We start from the raw sequence: 25,929 nt of genomic DNA, 5'->3' as shown, positions 1-25,929 counted from the left end.
CGCGGATGGGGAGTTAGCCATGACGCTCTGGACCACGCTGAGGGACACCGTCGATCACTGGTCAAGCCGGGGGCTCGAGCGTCCATTCGTCGGCTATGTCGGATCCGCCAGTGGCAGCAGCGCAATTGCGACGGGCAAGGCATTCGTCCCAGAGGCGAGCTATTTCGGCGTCCGCATGGTCGAGATGAACTTGCGGGAGGGCGGAAAATTCTTCAATTCGTTTCTTCCGCTCGGGGTCGTGCTCACAGAGTTCAGCTTCGGCAGTGAACGCCAGCGCCGACCCACGATCCTGAGTAACGACGAGATCGCTGCCCAGCTCAAGGCCGCAGGTGCCACCCCGGGCTATATCGAATTCAAGAACATTTATGCCGTCAGGCGGGCTCCGATGAAGCAGGATAACCTTTCCCTCTTCGTGGGACTGTTTCGCCTGCCCTTCCACGACATCGCCCAACAGGTCTTGCAACTCGCCGCGGACTTGACTTCGCAGACCGGGCTCGTTCCGGGCGCAACCGAAGGCTTGAAAGTGGCGGAAAAGGTCTATGACCGTATCGCCGGCCTGTTCGGGCTGAACATCGTCACACCGCTGTTTTCTTATGCCGATGGGAACACGCTCGGTCAAAGCGGTTATCTGCTGGTCGCAGGATCCACTCTGGACGACGCCACGGCAAGCCGCCTGACGGTGACGGACAACAGACTTCTTCTGGACGGCCGGCGCATCTCCGGACTTGACTACTGCCTCCTCGCCATCGAGCACACGGCCACCCTCCTGCCCGACGGGCCTGACTCGATCAATCCGCTGACGCAGCTCGGCTTTCATCAGCGTTGGCGAGATGTCGCACTCAACACCATGAAACGGGATTTTGAGAAGGCCGAAGAGCAAATGCTGAACCTGCGAGCCGATGTGATCACCTCACCCGAATTGGCCGAGAACGATCGCATCGTCGCTATTGGTGCCTACGAAACCAGCTTCGACAAGCTCAAGGAGCGGATGACGCCAAAGGACACACATCGTGGGGCGCGGGTCCCCCTGCTGCTCGGACTCAAGGAGACGGCGAACGGAGCGCCGGCCGTGACAGAAGTCTTGGGAGGCGTTCGGCAGCGCTTGCTCGCGGGGGTGAAGAATGCGCCCGAGGACCCGGACAAGCTCTTCGCACTGGAAGCCTCCGAGCTCAAGAAGACGCTCGACCAGGTGCCGACGATTGACGCGAACGCAGCCACCACGCTCGCTCGTGCGTTCGACCGAGCGGCGACACAGCGTGGCCCCAACTAATCTAAAGCGCGATGAGATTAGGATGACTCGTCATCGCACTTTAGGTGTTGTTTGAGCGTGATCTCCGCGCAAACGCGTTCCGCGTTTATCGCGAGGGAACACCGCTCCACACTTTTCCGATATCATCCTCTAAACATCGCGCCCGTCGCTGGCGCATCAGGCTTCATTCCCGCTTGAAGCGCGTTGCGCTTTCGGTCCCCTCCAAGAGACTTCCGGCTTGCAATCAAGCGCAACAGTCGGCGGTGCAATAGCTGCGGATCATATGGCGGGGGCAGCGGTCCATTCTCGCAAAGCGACGTTGCCACATTGGCTGCGCGTTTGGGCGTACCGGTCAGGATCAGCGTAAGATGCGGCGCGTTGTTTCGGATCCAGTTCGCGATACCGAAGCCATCGCCGGCGAGCTCTACATTGCTCACAACGACTTCGGGAGTGAACGTGTCAGCCTCGATGAGCGCAATGGCTTCTTCCGCCGATCTGGCTTCCAGCACGCGATAACCACATCCGCGCAGGAACTCGGCGAGCGACATGCGCATCAGCACGTCATCTTCGGCGAGCAAGACGGTCCGCGTCTTCGTGTCTGGTCCTACGTCCATGCCGGCTAACCGGCGCAGCGCTGGAGTGTTCCTAGCCGTTCAGCAGGGATTTGACGCCTCTGATCACGTGGCCGACATCCCACGGCTTGGCGAAGAATTCATCGCAGAGAGCATCTTCCGGAGGTCGCTCCGAAGACGTAAGGGCGATCTTAAGATCGGGATGCGTGGTTCTAGCAGCTTTCGCCAAACCAACGCCGTCCATCGAACCCGGCATGCGAACATCGCTCAGCAAGAGCGCCACGGCTATTCCCGACCCCAGGATTTCCAGGGCTTCGTCCGCATCGCCGCACTCGATGACGACCAACTCCGCGCCTCGCAGAACATCCGCGATCATTGAGCGGACCAGGACATCGTCGTCCACCACAAGTACCGGACGCTTCATGGAGCTGTCTGCGACCGGTTCCAGCATCCCGCCTGTGTTCACTTTCGCATCTGCCTCAGTAAGCTCGCATGAACCAAGTCGATCCCGACGACGAAGGTTCCGAGGCGCATCGGTAACTCCCTCGTGCAATAGCCATAGAATGGTCGAGTCGCCTTTAACTGGGTTAAGGGCAGCGTCCGCCACGCCAGTGGACCAACCGCAGGCCGCCCTCTGTCGGATTGAGGGTCATGGCTTCTTGTGATCTCTGCCTTTGGCCAACCACTCCAGCAACTCCAGCGCTGTATCGATTTGCTCGAGCTGACGCTCGGCTTGCTGGCGTGACACTTCCGACGCGCCACTCTCGAGCTGCTTGAGCAACTGTTGCCTTCGAGCAAGCAGATTTGTCACGGCTGACATGATCGGCAACCAGGGCCGACCTCCGACGTTCCTACGCCCGCGTGACAGCACCCGAGCCGATCGGTGCTGCCGCCCATCTGTGACGACAAGATCCAAGATGCCGGTGGCTCTGAAATTGGCGCCCTTCAAGCGAGCGCGTTCGGTCGGCCACGTGCAAGCAACGTCAGCTACTGTTCGGACTGTGGGAGATCGTCGAACACCTCGATCAGACGAAAGCGCTCGCACATCAGCATCATGTCCTCTTGGAATCGTCCGAGCCGGCCGAAATAAGTACGATGGGCACAAGCCCAATAGGCCAGGCTCCGATCGCCTTCCCCTTCATCGTAGGCAAAAGCGGCGTCGACTTCATGGAAGCGCCGATACGTGACCTCGGTGGTTTCGATGACACAGCGCGGTTCTCCGCGTCCGTCGAGCACGACCCAACGCTCACCGGGCGTCGAGGTGTTCGGCTCGTCTTCGGTGCTGCAAGTTGCGGTCTTGATGCCCTTGATGACCAGTTCGAGCAATGCATCGGCGAGCGCAGGACTGTCGCCGAACGCAAACGTCCGAAGGTGCCGATACCGTTCTGGGACTGTCTTGCTCATGGTCATCTCAACTGGCAATTTTGGAACGCTGTTTGCGCCCGTTCATTGCCACTCATGTTGCGCGCCGATGAAATGAAGATGAAAGCCGACCAATGCGAGGAGATGGCCAGCAGGGCCTCCGATCGCCTGACGGCGTACACTCTCCGGGAGTTGGCTGACCAATGGCGGACCATGGCCGTCCAGCTTGACGCGCTGGAGGGCGCCTCGGTCTATCGGGCGATACGGAACCGCCGGAGCGAATGAGGTGTGGCTCCCTGATCGCGCCAACCAAGGTGCGCCGTTGGCCATCCCGCTTTAGCACCCCAACCGATCGGCGATCCCGCCAAAGTCCTTGGCGACGATGTCCCACTTGCCGGTGGCTTCAAAGTCGACCTTTTGATGGGGGCCGTATTCGGTCGGCCGTGCCACGAACGCGGTCTTGAGGCCATTCTCCTGCGCAGCCGCAAGATCGCCGTTGTGGGCGGCGACCATCATCACCTCCTCCGGCTTGAGGCCGAGGAGGCGCGCGGCGCCGAGATAGGTTTCGGGATCGGGCTTGTAGTGCTCGAACAGCTCGGCGGACATCACGAGGTCCCAGGGCAGGCCAGCGAACTTCGCCATGTTGGTGAGCAGCGCGACGTTGCCGTTCGAAAGCGGCGAGATCACGAATTTTGTCTTGAGCCGCGTCAGGCCGGCGACGCTGTCGGGCCAGGGGTGGAGGCGATGCCAGCCCTTGGTGAGGTAATCGAGATCGGCTTCGTTAAGGCCCTTGATCGCGAACTTCTCGACCAGCTTCTCCAGCGAGCGGCGATGCAAGTCGTCGAGGATGACATAGCCGCGCTCGGGGTGCTTGCGCACGTCGTCCATCGAGGCGACGTACATCCCCCGCCATCCATCGACCAGCGCGGTCCAGTCGGCAGTGACGCCGCGGCCCTTGGCCCACCACATGAAGTCGGTGATCAGGCTGGTGCGCCAGTCGACGACCGTGCCGAACACGTCGAAGACGAGGGCTTTGACGGCGGAGAGATCGGACATGTGCGCTTCCCTCCTCGCTCTCATTCCGGGCTCGCGACTGCGTCGCGCCCCGGAATGACGGCAGTTGTTGTTGCCTTGCTCAGTCCAGATGGAACTTCTCGAGCTGCCGGTGCTCGGCCTTGATGTAGCGCACGGTGCCGGTGACCGAGCGCATCACGACGGTCTCGGTCTCGATCACGCCGTCCTTGCGGAACTTGACGCCCGAGAGCAGCGAGCCGGTGGTGACGCCGGTGGCGGCGAACAGGCAGTCGCCGCGCGCCATGTCCTCGATGCCGTAGATCATCTTGGGATCGTTGACGCCCATCTTGGCGGCGCGCTCGCGCTTCTCGTCGGAGTCAAGGATCAGGCGGCACTGCATCTGGCCGCCGATGCAGCGCAGCGCCACGGCGGCGAGCACGCCTTCCGGCGCGCCGCCAGTGCCGAGATACATGTCGACGCCGGTATTATCGGGGTCGGCGCAGTGGATCACGCCGGCGACGTCGCCGTCCGTGATGAGGCGCACGGCAGCGCCGGTCGAGCGCACACCCTGGATGATGTCGGCGTGGCGCGGACGATCGAGCACGAGGACGGTGATGCCTTCCGGCTTGACGCCCTTGGCCTTGGCGAGACGACGGACGTTATCGGCCGGCGAGGCATCGAGCTCGACGACGCCCTTGTCGTAGCCGGGACCGATCGCGAGCTTCTGCATGTAGACGTCGGGCGCGTGCAGGAGCGTGCCGCCATCGGCCATCGCCATCGTGGCGATCGAACCCGGCATGTTCTTGGCGCACAGTGTGGTGCCCTCGAGCGGGTCGACCGCGATGTCGACCTGGGGGCCAGCCTTGAGGCCGACCTGCTCGCCGATATAGAGCATCGGAGCCTCGTCGCGCTCGCCCTCGCCGATCACGATGGTGCCCTGGATCGGCAGCTTGTTGAGCTCGCGCCGCATCGCGTCGACCGCGGCCTGGTCGGCCTGCTTCTCGTTGCCGTGGCCGCGCAATCGCGCCGAGGACACCGCCGCCCGTTCCGTCACCCGCACGATCTCCAGCGTGAGAATGCGCTCGAGCAAGGCATGCGGGGGGACTTCAATATGGGTCGACATTGGCTCACTCCTTCAAAACCTAGCCCAAGCGGACATCTGTCCGCATCAATTCGTGACGCGTCGGTTCGGTTCGAACCGCTCTTTGTTTGAGCATGATCTTATCGGAAAACCGCTGCACGCTTTGCGCTAATGCGGCCATCCGGGTCCGGATCATGCTCTAGTTCTTCTCGATCCGGATCACCTGCGGCCGTCCGCTAATCACCTTGTCGTGCTGAACAGCGGCAAGCGCGCGGCGGACGGCGTCCTCATGGGTCGCATAGGTGATCAGGATGACGGGCACGGGCACAGCCTTGCCGCCGGTCTGCGCGGGGCCGCCATTGGGATGGCGCTGCACGATGGATTCGATCGAGATCTTCTGCTCGGCGAGCCTCGTGGCGATCGCAGCCGCAGTGCCCGGGAAATCACGCGCCAGCAGGCGGATGTAATAGCCGCCCTCGTGCCGCTCCATCGGCGCCTTGCTGGTATCCTGCAATTGCGCGACCGGCCGGCCGAACGGATTGGCGCGAATGCCGCGCGCTACGTCGGCGATGTCGGCGACCACGGCAGAGGCCGTCGCGGCACCGCCCGCACCGGGGCCGACCAACGTGATCGGCGGAATGCCCTCGCCATCTATCGTGACCGCATTGGTGACGCCCATCACCTGCGCAATCGAGGACGACTTTGGAACCATGGTCGGATGCACGCGCTGCTCGATGCCCTTGGCAGTGCGAACGGCAACGCCGAGCAGCTTGACGCGGTAACCGAGATCGGCGGCCGCGCGAAGATCTTCCGGAGCGATCGAGGAGATGCCTTCGACATACACCGCGCTTTGAGCAACTTTCGTGCCGAAGGCGAGGCTCGCCAGGATCGCGAGCTTCTGCGCGGTATCGTGGCCGTCGACGTCGAAGGACGGATTGGCCTCAGCATAGCCGAGCCGCTGCGCATCCTTCAGGCATTCGGCGAACGACAGGCCCTCCTGCTCCATCCGTGTCAGGATGTAGTTGCAGGTGCCGTTGAGGATGCCGTAGACGCGGTTGATACCGGTTCCGGCGAGACCTTCACGCAACGTTTTGATGACGGGAATCGCGGCGCCGACGGCTGCCTCGAAATTCAGCGCACCGCCGTGCTTTTCGGCGGCTTTCGCCAGCTTGATGCCGTGCTTGGCAAGGAGCGCCTTGTTGGCGGTGACGACGGACTTCCCGGCGCTCAGCGCCGCCTCGACCGCAGAGAGCGCGGGGTCGCTTGCACCGCCCATCAGCTCGACGAAGCAGTCGATACCAGGATGGGTAGCGAGCGCGAGCGGATCCTTGGCCCATTCGACGCCGCGCAGATCGATGCCGCGCTTCTTCGCCTTGGAGCGCGCGGTGACGGCGACGACGCGAATGCCACGGCCGCTGCGGCCCGCGAGCACGCGGGCCTGGGTTTCAATCAAGCGGACAACTTCGGCGCCCACAGTGCCGAGCCCCGCGATACCCACTTTCAGGGGTGCGACCATAATGCTTCGAAAACCTGCCGGAAGGAATTAACGCCGATTGGCGAGCGGAACCACGTTGTGCAACGTTTCGATGCCGCTTTCAAGGAAGCGGCGCAGGCCGCGCGCGGCCTGCCTGATCCGTTGCTCGTTTTCCACCATGGCGATGCGGACATATCCTTCACCATGCTCGCCGAAGCCGACGCCGGGCGATACCACCACGCCGGATTTCTCGACCATCAGGGTCGCGAACTCCATGCTGCCGACGCTGCGGAAGGCTTCCGGCAGCGGCGCCCATGCGAACATCGACGCGTCCGGCGGCGGGATCTCCCAGCCCGCGCGGCCGAACGACTCCACCAGCGCGTCGCGGCGCTTGCGATAGGTGTCGCGCATCTCCTTGATGCAATCATCGGGGCCGTTCAGCGCCGCGGTCGCGGCAACCTGAACCGGCGTGAACGCGCCGTAATCGAGATAGGACTTCACGCGGGCAAGCGCTGCGATGACGCGCTCGTTGCCGACCGCAAAGCCCATGCGCCAGCCGGCCATCGAATAGGTCTTCGACATCGAGGTGAACTCGACGGTGACGTCCATCGCGCCGGGCACCTGGAGCACGGAGGGCGGCGGGTTGTTCTCGTCGAAATAGACCTCGGCGTAAGCGAGATCGGACAGAATCAGGATCTCATGCTTCTTCGCGAAGGCGACGAGGTCCTTGTAGAAGTCGAGGCTCGCGACATAGGCCGTCGGGTTCGAAGGATAGCAGACGACGAGTGCGAGCGGCTTCGGGATCGAGTGGACGATGGCCCGCTCGACCGCTTCGAAGAACTGCGGCGTCGGCTCCGACGGCACCGAGCGGATGACACCGCCCGCCATCAAAAAGCCGAAGGCGTGAATCGGATAGCTCGGATTGGGACAGAGGATGACGTCGCCCGGCGCGGTGATCGCCTGCGCGACGTTGGCGAAGCCCTCCTTCGAACCCAGCGTCGCGACGATCTGGGTGTCCGGATTGAGCTTCACACCGAAGCGGCGGGCGTAATAGCCCGCCTGCGCCTTGCGCAAGCCGGGGATGCCGCGCGAGGCGGAGTAGCGATCGGTGCGCGGCTTGCCGAGGGTCTCCTTGAGCTTCTCCAGCACATGCGGCGGGGCCGGCAGGTCCGGGTTGCCCATGCCGAGGTCGATGATGTCGGCGCCGGCGTTCCGCGCGGCCGCCTTGGCCCGGTTGACCTGTTCGAATACGTAAGGCGGCAGACGGCGGATACGGTAAAATTCTTCCATGGGTTCCAGGCTCCGAGCAACCGGCCAGGGCAGAATCGGGCGGCCTCGACACTACAATCGAGAGGATACCGGACCCTGCCTGAAAATCGCTCCAAATCAAATGCTTAGAGCAAGATCCTTAAGGCAGGGACTGAACTCCCTCACCCTGACTTTCGGCTGAATGAGGTCTTTTAGCACGGAGACGCGGACGCGCCAGCGATTACGTTGGCGCGGGGGTTGCTTAAGCTCGGGGCTACTTGGATCGGAATTACTTGCCGTTCGCATCCTTGGCCGCCGCCGCGGCCTGGCGGTCGCGCGCGGCGGCCAGCTCGGCTTCGATCTTGGCGCGCTGATCCGGCGGGATCACCGCCTCGTCGCGCGCCGGCGGCAGATCATGCACCGGCAGATAGCCACCCGCCTCTTTCGGATGCGGCTGCGTGTCAGCGGGCGTCAAGTCAGCAATCTGGCTTGAACATCCGCCGAGCGTAAACGCAATGATGAGCAGCGCGCACGGCGCAAGCCGCCTCGTCTGTCGGTCCCTCAACGCCAACACTGGGAATCCCCTACTCGTCCCAACAGCACGGCCGGTGGAGCTTACTCCAACAGCCAGCCTCAGCTCAAACCATTGCTGCCCTCAATGGCGTGAGCCGACCACATCCAAGGCCCCTGACGCCGTGGTGAACCCTGATTGTGACAGAACCAAGAACTATATCGCAGTGCAGCACATGTTCGCGCACGATTAACCCTAGATGGTGCGAGCTTCGCGGTGACGAACGCGGTTTGAATCGTTACTGTTCTCGTCATGAGTACCGTCACGACCGAAACGCCCACACCCGAGAAGACGTTCGATGCGGAAGCCTTCGCGATGAACGTCGCGCGGGCGATGGAAAGCGGAGGCAAGGCGCTTGCCGCCTATCTCAAGCCGCGCGAAACCGGCGAGGTCCAAGACCGGCCGCCGCCCGAACTGACCGAGATGGTCAAGACGTTCACTGCGGTCGCTCAATACTGGCTGTCAGATAACGCACGGTCCTCGGAGCTCCAGACGCGGCTTGCCAAGGACTATCTCGACCTCTGGGGCTCGGCGGCCCGGCGCATGGCCGGCGAGGACGCGCCGCCCGCGATCGTGCCCTCGCCCCGCGACAAGCGCTTCGCCGATCCGGAATGGAAATCGAACCAGTTCTTCGATTTCATGATGCAGCTCTATCTGCTCACCACCAAGCGCGCGCATGAACTGGTTGACGACGCCGACGGCCTGGATCCGCACACCCGCCGCAAGGCGGAGTTCTACATGCAGCAGCTCACCAACGCGCTGTCGCCGTCGAATTTCGTGCTGACCAATCCGGAGGTGCTGCGCGAGACGGTCGCAAGCTCCGGCGACAATCTGGCGCGTGGCCTGCAAATGCTTTCCGAGGACATCGCGGCCGGCAAGGGCATGCTGAAGATCCGCCAGTCCAATCCGGACAATCTCGAGCTTGGCGTCAACATGGCGACGACGCCCGGCAAGGTGATCTACCAGAACGAGATGATGCAGCTCATCCAGTATGAGCCCACCACCGAGAAGGTGCTGCGCACACCGCTCCTGATCGTGCCGCCCTGGATCAACAAGTTCTACATTCTCGATCTCAAGCCGGAAAAATCCTACATCAAATGGTGCGTCGATCAGGGCATCACGGTGTTCGTGATCTCCTGGGTCAATCCGGACAAGCGGCTCGGCGACAAGAGCTGGGAAGACTACATGAAGGAAGGCCCGCTCAAGGCGATGGACGTGATCGAGCGGGCGACCGGCGAGATGAAGGTGCACACCGCGGGCTATTGCGTCGGCGGCACGATGCTCGCGACCACGCTGGCCTGGCTTGCCGAGAAGCGCCGCCAGCGCGTTGCTTCGGCGACGTTCTTCGCGGCGCAGGTCGACTTCACCCATGCCGGCGATTTGCTCGTTTTCGTCGACGAGAACCAGATCTCGGCGCTCGAACACGACATGAAGACCGCCGGTGTGCTCGAAGGCTCCAAGATGGCGATGGCCTTCAACATGCTCCGCTCCAACGACCTGATCTGGTCCTATGTCGTCAGCAACTATCTGAAGGGCCAGCAGCCGAGCGCCTTCGACCTCCTGCACTGGAATTCGGACGCAACCCGCATGACGGCGGCGAACCATTCCTATTACTTGCGCAACTGCTACCTGGAGAACCGGCTGTCGACGGGCAGCATGGTGCTCGACAACACGCTGCTCGACCTCTCCAAGGTCAAGGTGCCCGTCTACAATCTCGCCACCCGCGAGGACCACATTGCGCCGGCCGAATCGGTGCTCTACGGCTCGCAGTTCTTTGGCGGTCCGGTGAAATATGTGCTGTCGGGCTCGGGCCACATCGCTGGCGTCGTCAACCCGCCTGCTTCGAACAAGTACCAGTACTGGACCAATGACAACATCAAGGACGTCAACGTCGCGCAGTGGATGAAGGGCGCAGAGGAGCACAAGGGCTCGTGGTGGCCGGACTGGCGCGAATGGCTGGGTGGGCTCGACCCCGAGGAGGTGCCGGCGCGTCCCGTCGGCAGTGCGGCGGTGCCGCCGATCGAGGACGCACCCGGCAGCTACGTCCGCGTTCGCGCGTAGCGGAATCTTTCGCGCTTTTGTATAAGCTCCCTCTTCGACACGGCGAATAAAGTGGGGATCGGACTATGACGCGCGAATTGTTCTGGCTGACCTTGACGGTGATCCTGACCGGCATCCTCTGGATCCCCTACATCATCAACCGCTGCCAGGTCCGCGGCCTCTCGGGCGCGATGGCCAATCCCTCGCGGGGCGACAAGCCGCATGCCGAATGGGCGAACCGGCTGATGTTCGCGCATGACAACGCGGTCGAGAACCTCGTGATCTTTGCACCGCTGGTGCTGATCCTGAACGCGATCGACTACTCGAGCAAATGGACGGTGCTGGCCTGCGCCGTCTACTTCTGGGCCCGCGTCGCGCATCTGATCGTCTACGCGCTGGGACTTCCGGTGTTCCGCACCCTCGCGTTCACCGTCGGTTTCATCGCCCAGGCCGTGCTGGCGCTGGCGATCTTCCAGTTGCTCTGATCGAACGACCGTTGCGACGTCATTCCGGGGCGGTGCGCAGCACCGAACCCGGAATCTCGAGATTCCGGGTTCGCGCTGTGCGCGCCCCGGAATGACGACAATCCCTACTCCTCCGGCAATCCCAGCATCAGCCGCATGTTCTGCACGGCCGCACCCGAGGCGCCCTTGCCGAGATTGTCGAGGCGCGCGACCAGCACCGCCTGGTGGTACTTGTCGCTGGCGAAGACGTAGAGCTCGAGCTGGTTGGTCTCGTTGAGCGCCTCCGGCTCGATCCGCCCCGCCTTGGTTGCTTCGTTTTGAAGCGGCATCACCGAGACGTATTTCGAGCCGGCGTAGCGCTTGGCGAGCGCGGCCTGCAGATCGGCTCCGCCAGGCTTGCCCGGCAGCGTGTCGAGCTGGAGCGGCACCGAGACCAGCATGCCCTGCCGGTAGTTGCCGACCGAGGGAATGAAGATCGGCCGCCGCGTCAGGTTCGAATAGAGCTGCATCTCCGGCAGATGCTTGTGCTCGAAGCCGAGGCCGTAGAGCTCGAAGGATGGTGCGCTGCCGTCCTCGAAGCTCGCGATCATCGACTTGCCCCCGCCGGAATAGCCGCTCACCGCGTTGACGGTGACGGGATAGTCCTGTGGCAAGAGGCCGGCATCGACGATCGGCCGCAGCAGCGCGATCGCGCCGGTCGGATAGCAGCCGGGATTCGAGACCTTTTTGGCGGCCTTGATCTTGCCAGCCTGATCGGGCGTGAGCTCGGCAAATCCGTAGGCCCAGTCGGGCGCGACACGATACGCGGTCGAGGCGTCCAGCACTTTCGGAGCCGCGGCGCCCATGCCGTCGACCAGCGCGACCGTCTCCTTCGCGGCGTCGTCGGGCAGGCAGAGAATGACGAGATCGACCTCCTCCATCAGCGCCTTCTTGGCCGCGGGATCCTTGCGCTTGTCGTCGGCAATCGTCTTCACCGCGACGTCGCCCTGCAGCTTGAGCCGCTCGTTGATGCCAAGGCCGGTCGTGCCGGAGCCGCCGTCGACGAAGACGACCGGCTTCTTGGTGGCAGCACCGACCGTCGGGGCTTGTTTGGTCTCAGCGAGGCTCATGTCGCGCTCCTTTCGAGCTTGTTCGTGTCATCTGCAATGACTTGATCAGTGAAGATTTGCGGCCGCGTCTGCCGCATCAATCGTGAAATCGCTTTCGCGTCGGCATCGCCATCGCCGAGCGCATTTGCGATCGCGGCGAAGTCGGCTTCGGACTTGTGCTGGTTGAGCTTGAAGCTGCCTTCGACCTCTTCAACCGTCATGACCAGACCCACGATCGCCTTCTTCATCGCCTCGAGTCGCCCCGCTGCCATCTTCGCCGAGGTCCATGGCTTCTTCGGCAGCAGCCACTCCTCGAACTTGGCACTGAGCGTGTCGATCTGCACGCTGAGCTCCACGTCCGACAAGACCCGCACGGGCCCGGTCAGATGCACCGACTGGTAGAGCCAGGTCGGCACCTGGTCCGGCGAGACGTACCAGTCCGGCGATACATAGGCATCCGGACCATTGACCGCGAGCAGCCAGGACGTCGCCCCGTCCGCAAGTTTTACCAGCGGATTGTGACGGGCAACATGAAAGGCGGCGTGCGGCGTGCCGTCGGCGGCGTAGCTCACATAGAACGGCAATTGTGACGCGATCGGCCTGGTGCCGTCCCACGCGCAGATGGTGCCGAAGCCGCGCTCGTCCGCAAGCTTGAGGCTCGCGGCGCGGTCCTGCTTGAAAAAGGGCGGTGTATACATCGTGGTCTCCTGCTGGGGCTCCTTGTAGGGGCCGCCGGATCAGATCGCGCTGACAGGAGAGAGAATGCCGCGGATCGGATCCAGCGGCAAAGGCGATGATCTCAAACGCGATCGACCGCCCAAACCGCTAAAGTGCGGCGGCGGCGACGGGCGAACAGAATGGTCGCAGCGTTGATCATGGCGCCGCTATAAGGCCATATCGGCTGGACGTCAAGGTTTGGAACTGTCGTTCGGGGCCGCCGGAGCGTGGATCCAGCGTGACCGGCGATCGCAAACGGCTAGCGTCACATCGCCGTCGTTACCATCTGGCCATGCCGAGACGGCCGAAGAGCGCCTCCCAAAAGGAGCCTCCCCGGGTCAACTCGTACAAGTGAGCGCTTGCCTGCTCGTTCCCGAGATCGGATGCCTTGCTGTACCATTTGATCGCCTGCCGAGTATCCTTGGCCACGCCCGTGCCGCTCTCATATGCCCAACCCAAATTGTATTGAGCCAACCCGTCGTTCTGCTCGGCGGCCTTGCGCAGCAGCGATATGCCCTTGGTGAAATCTTGCGGCACGCCTTCGCCCTTGATGTGCAGGAGGCCGAGGTTCGTCTGCGCGAACGTCAATCCCTGTTCAGCGGCCCTCGAAAACAGATCGACGGCCAAAGCATAGTCCTGGGGAACACCGCGTCCGTCCCGGTACATGGCTGCAAGGCGGGACTGGCTATAGGCGTTGCCCTGATCTGCGGCCTTGGCGTACCAGTCGGCTGCCTGCTTCTCGTCCAGAGCCGTCCCGAGGCCGATCTCGTAGACGTAAGCCAGATTCGCCTGTCCGTACGCGTCGCCCTGTTCGGCCGACAGGCGAAACCATTTGATCGCCTCCGCGCCGTCGCGCTTTGTTCCGCTCCCGTCCCGGTACATCACCCCCAGATAGGACTGCGCACGTGCGCTGCCCATTTCGGCCAGCGGCTTCAATCGCTCCATCGCGCCCACAAAATCATGAGCGAGATATGCGCTCACGCCGTCCCTGAAGTCGGCGCCGACATCGACGACGGAGGCTCCCTCTTTCGGGGTCAGCCCGATCAGCCCGTATTTGAACTCGTCGAGCTTATCAAACCCCTTCTCGATCGCCTGGGCAAACTCCGCCGGGCAGACCGGCGCATCGAACGTCAGGCGAAAAACGGCGTTGGAGCGAATGGTTCGGCCATCGACGTCAATCGTGCCGCTGACGTCGATCCGGCCATGGACGGCTCCATAACCCGTCCGCCCCTCGAACGTGGCCGAATAGTCGACGGGTGCCGGTTTCTCGTAGAAGAAGATGTTCTCGGGGACCGCCAGCGAAGCGGTCTCGCGATATTCCATCGGCCGGCAAACAAACGGCCGGCCGTTCGTCTGGCGGGCAGCCAACCGCAGCAGCGGCCGCCTTGGATCAGTCAACGGCAACATCCTGACGCGCGCGGGCCGATCGAGATCGACGGCCTTGCTGATCTGAAACGTCGATGTGATCGCGTAGTTGTCCGAGAGGTCGCGGGGATTTGGATAGGTGTGGTCGCCGCTGCCGGTCAGGCCGGCCTGCTCGATCAGGCGCTTGGCGGTCATCCGCCGGTCTGCATCATCCAATCCCTGTGCGACCACACGTCCGAGTTGCGCGCCGACGCCCGTGCCGGACAGGATCGACCGTGCTTCGCGTTTGCCGTCGCGATCGAGGACGTAGTCCGTCTCCGCAGAGAGCCGGAAGCGTGCCGGGTCGCTCATCGGGATGCGTCCCAAGGTGCCCTTGTCGATGTTGAGGACCGGCTTGCCCGCGAGATCCGGCGGCAGTGAGCCGAAGGCGAAGAGTGAGGCGGTCGGGTCGAGATATTGATCGATCTCCGGGACATAGGCGATCGCGTGATCGAAATTCGGCGTAGCAATTTCGGTGAGCGTATACCTTGCGTCAGAGTTCACCGCGACGAGATTGGCCTCTATGCCTTGGGCAGCGAGCAACGCCTTGAACAGCGTCGCGTGCGCCTTGCAATCGCCGTAGCGCGACGCAAGCACGGCCACGGCCGGCTGCGACGTCCAGCCGCCGTCCTCAAGCCCAATTCCGACATAGCGGATGTTGCGCGCGACCCAATTATAGATGCGCTCGATTTTCGCGCGCGAGTCCATGGCATCGCCTGCGATCTCCCGCGAAAGTCTCGTGATCTTCTCGTCCGGTCTTGCCATGGGCGCGTTGCGGGCGTTCAGCGCCGCCGCGAAAGCGGAATAGTCGGCAAATGTGCTCACCTCGAAACGCGCGGCGTATGAGAGAGTCTCATCGTCGATCTGGCCGGGCCTCGGCGTGTCTTGCCGAAAGCGCCCGCGATGAACGATGCGATCGTTGATCCTCTCTTCCGAGTGCTCGACATTGCGCAGCGCGATCCGCAGCGGCCTGGATGACGGACCGTCCACGATCACTTCGAGCACTTCCGGCGGTTGGCCTGCCGGCTCGCTCCAGACGCGCGCGAACTCGCCTGGAAATCTCGCCTGCTTTGTCTTGTAAACCAGACGCCCGCGGATGCTGTCGCCGGGCGCAACGTGCGGAAAGGCGATGATCCTGTTGCGGACCTCGTCGAAATAGGGCGAAGAGGAATCTGTCGAGGCCGGTTGATCGCGAATGGCCCGCTCGTCGACCGCGGCCACGCTGCCATCTGCCTTGTGGGTGGCAAGCTCCGTTGACGACAATTCGTCAAAATAGCTGTTGTACTGAAAGCTCTGCTGCGCGATCGCCTCGGCGCCCTTCTCGTCCAGCGCCTTGATCTCGAATTCGAAGACCTCGTTGCTCAGCCCGGTCTCGTCGAATGTAATGGTATGACGGGCCAACGTTCGCCGCCAACCCGGATCGATCCAGCCGGGCCTCGCGTCCGAGCTTGATGCTTCCGCGGCATACGATTTCATGTTTGGCGACAGGAGGAGCAATACCGCCAGGAATGCTGAATAAATTCGTACGATCATCTGTTGAGCGCTCGGCCGATCAATTCCGCAGCTCAACTAGCAAGCGAAGATTACCGGCGGCACTCCCAGAAAGAACGTTTTTTAAGTTTCTCCGGTCCCGATGGTCCGATTTGCTCACGAGCCAGCTCGTTCACACCAGCCGCCTCGTTCACACCAGCCGCAAGATCCACTCCATGATCTTGGCCATCACATCACCGAACAACAGCAGCGCCGCCGCCCAGATCAGGGCCGAGACAAAGTTGGCAGCCTGAAAGCTCCAATACGGCATTTCGAAAATGCCGGCGGCGAGCGGCACGGAGGCGCGCAAGGGGCCGAAGAAGCGGCCGATGAAGATGCTCGGCACGCCCCAGCTCCGCACGAAGGCCTCCCCGCGCGGCAGGATTTCCGGATAGCGCGACAACGGCCACATCTGCGCGACCTGCTCCTTGTAGCGGAAGCCGAACCAGTATGAGACCCAGTCGCCGAGGGCTGCCCCGATCGCACCCGCAATCCACACCGGATAGAAGCTGATGCCGCTCACTCCGATCAGGGCGCCGATCGCAACCAGCGCGCCCCAGGCCGGGATCAGTAGCGAGATGAAGGCGAGCGATTCACCGAATGCCAGAAGGAACACGATCGGTGCCGCCCAGACCTGGTGAACACGCACGAAGTCGGCCAGTGCGTGCGCATACTGCTCCATTGCCAAAAATGCCTTCCCCGCCCCACCGCGCGTCCTGGATCGTGAAAAGGACTGGTAAGCCAACGCCTTGCGTGACATCAAGTCACAAAGACCGGCTCGGGAGGAGCCACGATGTCAAATTGCCGGGAACAAAGGGCCCGGGTGGCGTAAAATCGCCGGGATTGGCCCGCAACGACACCTGCGACCGGTGCAACGGTCACTTTTTCAGGCCAGCCGTGGCATAGTCGGCCTAACCGATTCGCCGCCTCCGCGGCCCTCAAAACGCATCAAGACATATGTCCAAGCAATTGAAAACCAAAGCAAAAGATGACCTGTTCGGCGGCTCTGAGCCAAAGCCCCGCGCCCCCGCCAAGGCGGCCTCGCGCGCGAGCGGCGGGGAAGCCGATTACACCGCAGCCGACATCGAGGTCCTCGAAGGCCTGGAACCGGTCCGGCGCCGGCCCGGCATGTATATCGGCGGCACCGACGAGAAGGCGTTGCACCACCTCTTTGCCGAGGTCATCGACAACTCGATGGACGAGGCGCTTGCCGGGCACGCGACCTTCATCGAGGTCGACCTGAGCGCGGACGGTTTTCTCACGGTCACCGATAACGGCCGCGGCATCCCGATCGATCCGCATCCAAAATTCCCGAAGAAGTCGGCGCTCGAAGTCATCATGTGCACGCTGCATTCGGGCGGCAAGTTCGACTCCAAGGTCTACGAGACCTCGGGCGGTCTGCATGGCGTCGGTATCTCCGTCGTCAATGCCCTCTCCTCGCGCCTCGAGGTCGAGGTGGCGCGCAGCCAAAAACTCCATCGCATGACGTTCGAGCGTGGGCACCCGAAGGGCAAGCTCGAGGATCTCGGAAAGGTCAGCAACCGCCGCGGCACGCGCGTGCGTTTCAAGCCCGACACCGACATCTTTGGCGCCAAGGCGGCGTTCAAGCCGCAGCGCCTGTTCAAGATGACGCGTTCGAAAGCCTATCTGTTCGGCGGCGTCGAGATCCGCTGGAATTGCGCGCCCGAGCTCCTGAAGGGTGTCGAGGACGTGCCGGCGGAAGCGACGTTCCACTTCCCCGGTGGGTTGAAGGACTATCTCGCCGCCGCGATCCATGCCGACACGCTGGTGCATCCCGACATCTTCTCCGGCAAGTCGGGCCGCAACGGCGCGCACGGCGCCTGCGAATGGGCTGTGGCATGGACTGCTGACGCCGACGGCTTCCTGTCCTCCTACACCAACACCGTGCCAACGCCCGATGGCGGCACGCACGAATCCGGCTTGCGCAGCGCGCTGCTGCGTGGCCTGAAGGACCACGCTGAGCGCGTCGGCCAAGGCAAGCGCGCGGCCTCCGTCACCTCGGAAGACGTGATGGTAGGCGCGGCCGTGATGCTCTCGGTGTTCGTGCGCGAGCCGGAATTCCAGGGCCAGACCAAGGATCGTCTCGCCACCGCCGAAGCGCAGCGCATCGTCGAGCAGGCGATGAAGGATCCGTTCGACCACTGGCTCTCCGGCAATCCGAACCAGGCCAACAGGCTGCTCGACTTCGTGATCGATCGCGCCGAGGAGAGACTGCGCCGTCGCCAGGAAAAGGAAACCGCGCGCAAAACCGCCGGCAAGAAGCTGCGCCTGCCCGGCAAGCTCGCCGACTGCACCGATGCGGGCACGGAAGGCTCCGAGCTCTTCATCGTCGAGGGCGACTCGGCCGGCGGCAGCGCCAAGCAGGCGCGCGACCGCAAGACCCAGGCCGTGCTGCCGCTGCGCGGCAAGATCCTCAACGTCGCCTCTGCCGGCAAGGACAAGCTGACGGCAAATGCCCAGCTCGCCGACCTCGTACAGGCGATCGGCTCCGGTACGCTCGCGCAATATCGCGAAGAGGATCTGCGCTATCAGCGCATCATCATCATGACCGACGCCGACGTCGACGGCGCCCATATCGCCTCGCTGCTGATCACCTTTTTCTACCGGCAGATGCCGCGACTGATCGACGAGGGCCACCTCTTCCTTGCAGTGCCGCCGCTCTACAAGCTGACGCACGGTTCCAAGTCGGTCTACGCCCGCGACGATGCCCACAAGGAAGTGCTGCTCAAGAGCGAGTTCAATGCCAACGCCAAGGTCGAGGTGAACCGCTTCAAAGGTCTCGGCGAGATGATGCCGGCGCAGCTCAAGGAAACCACAATGGACCCGGCCCGGCGGACGCTCCTCAAGGTGGTCCTGCTTGCCGACGATCGCGACACCACAGCCGATTCGGTTGAGCGACTCATGGGCACCAAGGCGGAGGCGCGGTTTGCCTTCATTTCGGACAAAGCCGAATTCGCCAGCGAGGACCTGCTCGACGTCTAGTCTAGAGCGGCCCGTCGACGTCCATAGCCGGACTTAATTCCGGCTATGTCTATGAAATATCACAACTTCTCTGGATGATGCAACCTTGGTTCCACGCTCAGAGCATGGGCCGCCGGTCGCGGCAAGGTATTAGCCCTCGCGAAACGACGGGATCGGCGGCCCGATTCGGTCGAGCGACTCATTGGACGCCAAGGCGGAGGCACGGTTTGCGCTGCTTTCGAACGAAGCCGACGTCGCCGGGAAGGAGATGCCGGAAGCGCGAGGCCGCCTCCCTTCCTAAGCTACTGATCCAGCGACAAAATCCGCTGCGACCGGAGACCCCGAACGAAGTGTGTCCTCCGTACAACTGCGGAGGGTTTTCCGGCGGTTGTGTCTGCGCCGCAACAGCTTTTCGACATGAACCGGCTATAGTCCGGACATCAGATTTGACTTGGAACGGCGCTCGCGCCTTGGCACGCAGACCAAAGTTGGGGATTTGGATATGAATAAGATTGTACTCGCTCTGACGGCGGTCGTTGCGATGACAGGTGCGGCTTCCGCGGCTGACCTGGCTGCGCGGCCCTACACCAAGGCCCCGGTGGTTGCGGCTCCGGTCACCAGCTGGACCGGCTGCTATCTCGGCGGCGGCGGCGGCGGCGCGATGACCAACAACGACAACAACCTCGTCGATCCCGTGACCGGCGCTGCCTTGAATGCGAACCAGACGAACGGTGCGCGTGGTTGGTTTGGCACGGTTCAGGGTGGTTGCGACTACCAGTTCCAGAACTGGGTGGTTGGTGGTTTCGCTGACTACGATTTCATGGACATCCACGGTGACACCACTCTGGGCACGGGCTTCTTCACCGGCCGACAGAAGCAGGATTGGCAATGGGCCGTGGGCGCTCGCGTCGGCTATCTGGTTCTGCCGCAATTGCTCACCTACGTTTCGGGCGGTTACACTCAGGCGCATTGGAAGTCGACCGACCTGACCGCGTTCGGGTTTGGCACGCCGTCATTCACCTCGCCCGGCTTCACCAAGGGCGGCTGGTTCATCGGCACTGGCGACGAATACGCGCTGACCACCTTCCTGCCCGGCCTGTTCTGGAAGACCGAGTATCGCTACTCCGAGTTTGACAGGCAGAACAGCCCCATCAACGATTTCACGACCGGTACCTTCACTGGCGTCAACACGACCCAGAAGCTCCGCGAGCACAGCGTGCGCAGCGAGCTGGTCTACCGCTTCAACTGGGGTGGCCCGGTGGTCGCCAAGTACTGATCTGATCTCGATACGAGAGTTTCAAAAGCCCCGGCATCGTCCGGGGCTTTTTCGTTGTGACACACCCTCGTCAGGACACCCCCGCCCTGACGCCCGAAGCCTAAACCGTCATGTCAGTCCGTGGAAACGCGTTGCTGTTGTGTCGGAACAGCAACAGCATTCTTCGGGGAACTGGCTATAAGCGACCTATCGGTTGAATCGTTTCCGGGGCACTCGCGCTCCCTTGCTGGGGTGGAATTCGAAATGAAGAAGTTTGTGTTTGCTTTCGCGGCGATCGCGGCAATGACGGGCGCAGCCTCGGCGGCTGACCTCGCGGCGCGGCCCTACACTAAGGCTCCGGTGGCTGTTGCTCCGGCTGTCAACTGGACCGGGTGCTACGTCGGTGCCGGCGGTGGCGGCGCGATGACCAACAACGATCGCAGCAATACCTACGACGCGACGACCTTCGTGCCGGTCACCAGCACTCCTAATGTCACGAACGGTGCGCGCGGCTGGTTCGGTACCGTCCAAGGTGGCTGCGACTACCAGTTCGCGGGAACCAACTGGCTGGTCGGTGGCTTCGCGGACTACGACTTCATGGATGTGAAGGGCGACGTCGGGATCGATGGTTTCTTCGTGCCTCCCTCCACTGGAAGCCAGAAGCAGGATCAGCAGTGGGCTGTCGGCCTCCGCGTGGGTTATCTGGTCCTCCCGCAATTGCTGACCTACGTGTCAGGCGGCTACACGCAGGCGCACTGGAAAAGCACGGCCCTAACGTCCGCCTTCTTCCCGGGTGGAACGGCAAGCCTGGGCGGAGCGACGAAGGGGGGCTGGTTCATCGGTACGGGCGACGAATATGCTCTGACGAGCTTCCTGCCCGGACTGTTCTGGAAGACCGAATACCGCTACTCCGAGTTCGATCGCGCCAATGTCACCATCGACTATACCGGGTTCGGCGGCCCCGCCACCGGCTTCGGCGAGTCCCAGAAGTTCCGCGAGCACAGCGTGCGCAGCGAGCTGGTCTATCGCTTCAACTGGGCCGGCCCGGTGGTCGCCAAGTACTGAGCCGATCAAGTACTGATCCGAGCTCGATGCGAGACCTCAAGAGCCCCGGCATCGTCCGGGGCTTTTTCTTTGCGGCCCTCAATTCCGCAGGCTTGCTTTCAGCGATTGGGGGTATCTCGAAGCGGCTTCTCGATCTCTGCCCAATCAGCCTCCGTGATCGCCTCGCTGCGCGCGTCGCGACGGTGTCCTCCCTCTTCCTCGCTGCTCCGTCAGCCCGGCGGCCATTGTCTCCACACCAAAGCTACGGCTAGTCTGGTCCAACGGTCTCGCGACCGCCGACATCGTCGATGCCGCGGCGCGACAGAAGCAGACCAACCGGAGGGGACCGTATGCGCAGATTTCTGCTGACCGCAGGCCTGTTTGCGACCGCCCTGGGTCTGATCTGGATCGGACAGGGCACGGGGACGTTTCCCTGGCCGCGATCGAGCTTCATGGTCAACCAGCTGCAATGGGCCGGCTATGGCGCGGCCATGGCCGGTTTCGGACTGGTCCTGATCTGGGAAAGCAGCCAGTAGAAGAAACCAAACAAGAAAAGGACACAGCATGACAGCCAGCCGGTTCGATCTTCACGGCAAGGTCGCGATCGTCACGGGAGGCAATGGCGGCATCGGGCTCGGCATGGCCCGCGGGCTTGCCGATGCCGGCGCCGACATCGCCGTCGTTGGACGCAACGAAGCGAAGTCGAAAGCGGCGGTCGAGGATCTCCGCCAGCGCGGCATCAAGGCAATCGTAGTCGCGACCGACGTCACCGACAAGGCCGCGGTCGAGGCGATGGTCGCGCATGTCGCAAAGGAGTTCGGCCGCATCGACATCCTCGTCAACAATGCCGGCATGAGCATACGCAAGCCGCCGCAAGACCTCGAGCTCGAGGAATGGAGCAAGGTGATCGACACGAATCTCACCAGCGCCTTCGTGTGCTCGAAGGCGGCCTATCCGGCGCTGAAGGCGTCCGGCCGCGGCAAGGTGATCAATATCGGCTCGATGATGTCGATCTTCGGTGCGAGCTTTGCGCCGGCCTATGCGGCGAGCAAAGGCGGCATCGTGCAGTTCACGCGCGCCTGCGCCAACGCCTGGGCGGGCGACAACATCCAGGTCAACGCGATCCTGCCAGGCTGGATCGACACCGATCTCACGCGCGGCGCACGTGAGCAGGTCAACGGGCTGCACGAGCGCGTGCTTGCGCGCACGCCCGCAGGACGCTGGGGCCATATCGACGACTTCGCCGGCATCGCGGTGTTCCTGGCATCATCCGCGTCCGACTTCGTCACCGGCGCGGCGATTCCCGTCGATGGCGGCTTCTCGGTGATGGCTTGAGATCCAGACACGCATGAAAAAAGCCCCGGCCAAGGCCGGGGCTTTGCATCAGACGATCGTCAAGCCGACATCAGTATCTGGCGACCACCGGTCCGCCAAAATGATAGTTGATCTTGACCCGTGCCACGTGCTCGCGGTCGTCAAATCGCGCGGTACTCGTATTGAAGAAAAAGCCACCTGCCGGCGCCAGCGTGAGCGTCGTCCTGCCAAGGTCGACATAGAGGTATTCGGCCCCGACCGACCAATTCCTCGCGAACAGCCATTCGGCGCCTGCGCCCACAGTCCAACCGACGCGCGTCGTGTCGTCGCTGACCGTACGACACGTTCCCGAGGGAGCAACCGGACAGGCGACGCCCGGGGCAAGGACTTCCGTCATCGAGTGCTTCACAGCGCCAACGGCGAGACCGCCGGTTGCGTAGACCAACCAGTTGCCGCCGGTATAGCCGATACGGCCACGAACTGTGCCGAGAGCACCCTGCTCAGAGCGGAAATAGGCGGTGTCCGTTGCGACAGTGCCCATGGGTGCTCCGGCCGCAGGGTTGTTCCCGAACTGGACGAAGCTGTGCTGGATGAGTTGTTGCCAGGCACCGTCACCCTCGATACCGACGACCCAAGTTCCGATCTGCCAGTTGTAGCCAATCTGCGCACCGCCAATAAAACTGCTCGGACGCGAACAGTTGGTCGAGAGGTCGAAGGGATTGGCGCCCACGAGGACAGGGGCCGCTACACCTGCGGGTGAACCACAGAACGTGAAGATGTTGCCCGGCGTCGTGAACGGCATGTCATAGCCGAGTCTGTTGTCCGACCACGCCCCACCGAAATTGCCTCCGATATAGAAGCCGGTCCATGTCCAGACTTCCGGAAGCGGAACGGGTGTTGCCTTGACGGCCATATCTGCCGCCGATGCGGTTCCGACAATTCCTGCGGAGAAGAGTGACGCTGCGAGCGCCCAGCCCAAGCGATACTTCATTTATTCCCCCTGCAAAAAATTCATGAAAAAGCGAATTTAATTCCAGGAGAAAGGATAGCTTTCTTGACCCGATCAAACGAGTTGGAACCCTGGGCGCCGCTCCGCCTCGCTTCGCTTTTTCAGCTGACGTGGCGCGCTGGCAACATTCAGCAACACTTCAGCGGTAAAATAAGCTGCGATAGGTCAATAGCTCGCACCTAACTGTTGTGCAAAAAACAAAAAGCCCCGGCCGATGCCGGGGCTTTCCGCTCCATTGCCGAAGCGACTGAGTCTCAGTAGCGCGCGATGACGGGCGCGTCGAACTTGTAGCTCGCACGCACCACCGCCCACTGGATGTCGCGCGGCTTGGCGTCGAAGGTGTAAGTTCCCGCGGCCGTGCCGGCGAGCTGATAGGTCTGGCTCGTGAAGGCGGCGTAGTTGTATTCGACACCGACGATCCAGTTGCGGGTGATACCGTATTCCCAGCCGGCGCCGACGGTCCAGCCGCTGGCCCAGTGAGTCTGGCCACCCGCGCCGGTCGCCACGCCAACAGTGTCGGAGACAGAGAGACGGTTGTTTGCGCCGGCGTAGCCGCCCTTGATGTAGAACAGGTTGTTCTGCACGGCGAAGCCAGCACGACCGACGATCGTCGCCAGCACGTTGGTGCGCCAGCTGAACTGATCGTCCAGACCGACGCCGAACACCGTGTTATTGACCGTGCCGTGGTTGTCGAGCCCGGAGATCGTGCCCTCGAGGCCGAACACGTAATTGCTGGCCTGCCAGTTATAGCCAATCTGCGCACCGCCGATGAGGCCGGAGCCACGCTGGCGAAAACCCTCGCCCGGCGAAAGATCGCCGAATGCCGTGGTGTTCGCGCTGTTGATGAACTGCTCGTTGGTCCAGGCGCCACCGATGTGGCCGCCGACATAGAACCCCGTCCAGTTGAAGAGCGGCTCGATATAGGCCGGCGCCTTCGTGTAGGGCCGCGCAGCGAGATCGGCGGCTGAAACGCTACCGGCTGCGACGAGCGCGCTGGTGCAGGTGAAGACGGCAATCAACTTGGAACGCATGGTACAACCCCTTGTCCTCGGATGGGGCGCACGCTCACAGACAGTTCTTACTAAAATTGGAATCAACGGAATGGGCGCGCGAGATTCAACCGCGCGCACCTCGAATCTCGTTGCGCTGTTGCAGCTACGCAACTCACAAAACCCGATTTAACGCGATGTTATCCCTACTGAATCATTGGGCGCGATGCTCGATCACGACGCGCGCATGACCGGCGAATGCACATGCTCCGGCCGTACACCGAGCGCGACGAAGCGCGCAGGAAATTGCTGTAGCCATGGCCATGCCGTGACGAGACGGACGACCAGCGGAATCTTGAACGGCTGATTGCCGGGCCTGAGCGCACCGCTGATGATGTTGTTCTGTACGATCACCTGCATCGCCTGCGTCATTTTCACTGGGAACGTGCGGCGGCGGCGCACGGCATCGAGCTCATCCTCGGACGGGCACCCGGCCCGCAGTTTCTCTGCAAGCAGATTTGCGGTCGCAACCGCGTCCTGCACAGCGAGATTGACGCCGACACCGCCAACCGGCGACATCGCATGCGCGGCATCACCGATGCAGAGCAGACCCGGACGCGTCCAGTGCGTCAGACGGTTGATCGCAACGGTGAGGAGCTTGACGTCGTCCCAGCTCTTCACGTCTGAGATCCCGGATGAAAGGATCGGCGCCATGCGGACGACGTCATCCAGCAGGGCTTGCAGCCCCCTCGCCTTCACCGCCTCGTACTGCCCCTTGGCGATGACATAGGCGCATTGCCAGTACTCGCCGCGATCGAAGGTGACCATCATCTTGCCCGGTTCGACCCGTGCGAACACGTTCTCGGTCTCGTTCTGCCGCCGTCCGGCGCGAAACCACAGTACGTCCATCGGCGCGCCAATCTCCTCGACCGCGAGGCCCGCACGCTGGCGCACCGTCGAATGTCGGCCGTCGCAGGCAATGGTCAAATCTGCCTCGATGTCGATCGGGCCCTCCGGCGTCGTCGCGCGCACGCCGGCGATCGTTTCACCGCGCCGGATCAATTCGGTTGCCTCCGTGCTCATCATCACCTTGAGCGAGGGAAAGCGCTGACCGCTCTCGCGCAAGAAATTCAAGAAGTCCCATTGCGGCATGAAGGCGATGAATGGGTATTTGGTGTCGAGCCGGCGGAGATCGGCGATGCGCACCGACGTGCCGCCGAACATGCCGTCGAGCGTCTGCAGGCGCTGATGCGGCAGTTTCAAGAAGCCGTCGATCAGGCCGAGCTCGTCCATCACCTGGAGCGTCGAGGGATGCACGGTGTCGCCACGAAAATCGCGGAAGAAATCCGCGTGCTTCTCCAGCACCACGACATCGATGCCGGCACGCCCCAGGAGATAGCCGAGCATCATCCCGGCCGGCCCACCCCCGACGATGCAGCAGCGGGCTTTCAGGGAACGAGATGCGACGGGCGGTTCCGGCGCGTTAGCGTTCATGATCCGGTCCTCGGCGGTGGTTCGGTCC

24 protein-coding genes are annotated in these 25,929 nt (G+C 62.8%); 8 read left to right on the top strand and 16 right to left on the bottom strand.

Going from position 1 to position 25,929, the window contains the following annotated elements; translation table 11 throughout:
• Nucleotides 1-19 precede the first annotated feature (19 nt).
• Nucleotides 20-1,270 (top strand): hypothetical protein, encoded by a 1,251-nt coding sequence (locus SO180_RS21510; protein WP_449380834.1) that lies wholly within the window; start codon nucleotides 20-22, stop codon nucleotides 1,268-1,270.
• A gap of 122 nt (nucleotides 1,271-1,392) precedes the next feature.
• Here the strand turns inward: SO180_RS21510 and SO180_RS21505 are convergent, their stop codons facing one another.
• The 9 genes from SO180_RS21505 to SO180_RS21465 form a co-directional block, all read right to left on the bottom strand.
• The gene (locus SO180_RS21505; protein WP_449380833.1) at nucleotides 1,393-1,827 is read right to left on the bottom strand and encodes a response regulator; all 435 of its coding nucleotides are present in this window, start codon (nucleotides 1,825-1,827) and stop codon (nucleotides 1,393-1,395) included.
• Between the two features lie 67 nt (nucleotides 1,828-1,894).
• Complete coding sequence (locus SO180_RS21500; protein ID WP_449380832.1) at nucleotides 1,895-2,245, bottom strand: response regulator; 351 nt, start codon at nucleotides 2,243-2,245, stop codon at nucleotides 1,895-1,897.
• A gap of 225 nt (nucleotides 2,246-2,470) precedes the next feature.
• On the bottom strand, nucleotides 2,471-2,641 hold the full coding sequence (locus SO180_RS21495) for a hypothetical protein (RefSeq protein ID WP_449380831.1): 171 nt from the start codon (nucleotides 2,639-2,641) through the stop codon (nucleotides 2,471-2,473).
• A gap of 167 nt (nucleotides 2,642-2,808) precedes the next feature.
• Nucleotides 2,809-3,225 carry an ASCH domain-containing protein gene (locus tag SO180_RS21490; RefSeq protein WP_449380830.1) on the bottom strand — a complete coding sequence of 139 codons (417 nt, stop codon included), beginning with the start codon at nucleotides 3,223-3,225 and terminating at the stop codon, nucleotides 2,809-2,811.
• A gap of 294 nt (nucleotides 3,226-3,519) precedes the next feature.
• Entirely contained in the window at nucleotides 3,520-4,239 is a 720-nt protein-coding gene (locus SO180_RS21485; protein ID WP_449380829.1) for a haloacid dehalogenase type II, read from the bottom strand.
• 79 nt (nucleotides 4,240-4,318) lie between these two features.
• Nucleotides 4,319-5,320, bottom strand: coding sequence for a class II fructose-bisphosphatase (gene glpX, locus SO180_RS21480; RefSeq protein WP_449380828.1), 1,002 nt, complete (start codon nucleotides 5,318-5,320; stop codon nucleotides 4,319-4,321).
• 157 nt (nucleotides 5,321-5,477) lie between these two features.
• Nucleotides 5,478-6,794, bottom strand: a complete 1,317-nt coding sequence (locus SO180_RS21475; RefSeq protein WP_449380827.1) for a homoserine dehydrogenase — start codon at nucleotides 6,792-6,794, stop codon at nucleotides 5,478-5,480.
• A gap of 27 nt (nucleotides 6,795-6,821) precedes the next feature.
• Nucleotides 6,822-8,042: an LL-diaminopimelate aminotransferase gene (locus tag SO180_RS21470; RefSeq protein WP_449380826.1), complete on the bottom strand. Its 1,221-nt coding sequence runs from the start codon at nucleotides 8,040-8,042 to the stop codon at nucleotides 6,822-6,824.
• A gap of 247 nt (nucleotides 8,043-8,289) precedes the next feature.
• The gene (locus SO180_RS21465; RefSeq protein WP_449380825.1) at nucleotides 8,290-8,574 is read right to left on the bottom strand and encodes a hypothetical protein; all 285 of its coding nucleotides are present in this window, start codon (nucleotides 8,572-8,574) and stop codon (nucleotides 8,290-8,292) included.
• Between the two features lie 249 nt (nucleotides 8,575-8,823).
• Between SO180_RS21465 and SO180_RS21460 the strand changes: the two genes are divergently transcribed.
• Nucleotides 8,824-10,632 carry a PHA/PHB synthase family protein gene (locus SO180_RS21460; RefSeq protein WP_449380824.1) on the top strand — a complete coding sequence of 603 codons (1,809 nt, stop codon included), beginning with the start codon at nucleotides 8,824-8,826 and terminating at the stop codon, nucleotides 10,630-10,632.
• Between the two features lie 65 nt (nucleotides 10,633-10,697).
• Nucleotides 10,698-11,096, top strand: a complete 399-nt coding sequence (locus tag SO180_RS21455; RefSeq protein ID WP_449380823.1) for an MAPEG family protein — start codon at nucleotides 10,698-10,700, stop codon at nucleotides 11,094-11,096.
• A 104-nt stretch (nucleotides 11,097-11,200) separates the two neighbouring features.
• Here SO180_RS21455 and argC read toward each other — a convergent pair whose 3' ends face one another.
• The 4 genes from argC to SO180_RS21435 form a co-directional block, all read right to left on the bottom strand.
• Nucleotides 11,201-12,184, bottom strand: a complete 984-nt coding sequence (argC, locus tag SO180_RS21450; protein WP_449380822.1) for an N-acetyl-gamma-glutamyl-phosphate reductase — start codon at nucleotides 12,182-12,184, stop codon at nucleotides 11,201-11,203.
• Nucleotides 12,181-12,861 carry an FMN-binding negative transcriptional regulator gene (locus SO180_RS21445; protein WP_449380821.1) on the bottom strand — a complete coding sequence of 227 codons (681 nt, stop codon included), beginning with the start codon at nucleotides 12,859-12,861 and terminating at the stop codon, nucleotides 12,181-12,183. The genes argC and SO180_RS21445 overlap by 4 nt, the downstream gene beginning before the upstream one ends.
• Nucleotides 12,862-13,159: 298 nt before the next feature.
• Nucleotides 13,160-15,685 carry a DUF3857 domain-containing protein gene (locus tag SO180_RS21440; protein WP_449380820.1) on the bottom strand — a complete coding sequence of 842 codons (2,526 nt, stop codon included), beginning with the start codon at nucleotides 15,683-15,685 and terminating at the stop codon, nucleotides 13,160-13,162.
• A 280-nt stretch (nucleotides 15,686-15,965) separates the two neighbouring features.
• Entirely contained in the window at nucleotides 15,966-16,496 is a 531-nt protein-coding gene (locus SO180_RS21435; RefSeq protein ID WP_449380842.1) for a DedA family protein, read from the bottom strand.
• A gap of 275 nt (nucleotides 16,497-16,771) precedes the next feature.
• On the opposite strand from SO180_RS21435, the gene parE reads away from it, so the two are divergent.
• The 5 genes from parE (at nucleotide 16,772) to SO180_RS21410 (ending at nucleotide 22,430) form a co-directional block, all read left to right on the top strand.
• Nucleotides 16,772-18,817 (top strand): DNA topoisomerase IV subunit B, encoded by a 2,046-nt coding sequence (gene parE, locus SO180_RS21430; protein WP_449380819.1) that lies wholly within the window; start codon nucleotides 16,772-16,774, stop codon nucleotides 18,815-18,817.
• 481 nt (nucleotides 18,818-19,298) lie between these two features.
• On the top strand, nucleotides 19,299-20,072 hold the full coding sequence (locus SO180_RS21425; protein WP_449380818.1) for an outer membrane protein: 774 nt from the start codon (nucleotides 19,299-19,301) through the stop codon (nucleotides 20,070-20,072).
• A gap of 243 nt (nucleotides 20,073-20,315) precedes the next feature.
• A complete protein-coding gene (locus tag SO180_RS21420) occupies nucleotides 20,316-21,116 on the top strand; it encodes an outer membrane protein (RefSeq protein WP_449380817.1) in 801 nt (266 codons plus the stop codon).
• 329 nt (nucleotides 21,117-21,445) lie between these two features.
• On the top strand, nucleotides 21,446-21,631 hold the full coding sequence (locus SO180_RS21415) for a hypothetical protein (RefSeq protein ID WP_449380816.1): 186 nt from the start codon (nucleotides 21,446-21,448) through the stop codon (nucleotides 21,629-21,631).
• A 28-nt stretch (nucleotides 21,632-21,659) separates the two neighbouring features.
• Complete coding sequence (locus SO180_RS21410) at nucleotides 21,660-22,430, top strand: SDR family NAD(P)-dependent oxidoreductase (RefSeq protein ID WP_449380815.1); 771 nt, start codon at nucleotides 21,660-21,662, stop codon at nucleotides 22,428-22,430.
• Between the two features lie 70 nt (nucleotides 22,431-22,500).
• Here the strand turns inward: SO180_RS21410 and SO180_RS21405 are convergent, their stop codons facing one another.
• The 3 genes from SO180_RS21405 to SO180_RS21395 all read right to left on the bottom strand — a co-directional run bounded on the left by SO180_RS21405 (nucleotide 22,501) and on the right by SO180_RS21395 (nucleotide 25,901).
• Nucleotides 22,501-23,400 carry an outer membrane protein gene (locus SO180_RS21405; protein ID WP_449380814.1) on the bottom strand — a complete coding sequence of 300 codons (900 nt, stop codon included), beginning with the start codon at nucleotides 23,398-23,400 and terminating at the stop codon, nucleotides 22,501-22,503.
• A gap of 272 nt (nucleotides 23,401-23,672) precedes the next feature.
• Nucleotides 23,673-24,449: an outer membrane protein gene (locus tag SO180_RS21400; RefSeq protein WP_449380813.1), complete on the bottom strand. Its 777-nt coding sequence runs from the start codon at nucleotides 24,447-24,449 to the stop codon at nucleotides 23,673-23,675.
• A gap of 192 nt (nucleotides 24,450-24,641) precedes the next feature.
• The gene (locus SO180_RS21395; protein ID WP_449380812.1) at nucleotides 24,642-25,901 is read right to left on the bottom strand and encodes an FAD-dependent oxidoreductase; all 1,260 of its coding nucleotides are present in this window, start codon (nucleotides 25,899-25,901) and stop codon (nucleotides 24,642-24,644) included.
• Nucleotides 25,902-25,929 lie beyond the last annotated feature (28 nt).

Source organism: Bradyrhizobium sp. UFLA05-112, assembly GCF_053572325.1.
Note: the sequence above shows the minus strand (reverse complement) of the source record. Positions and strands in the feature narration are given on the sequence as shown.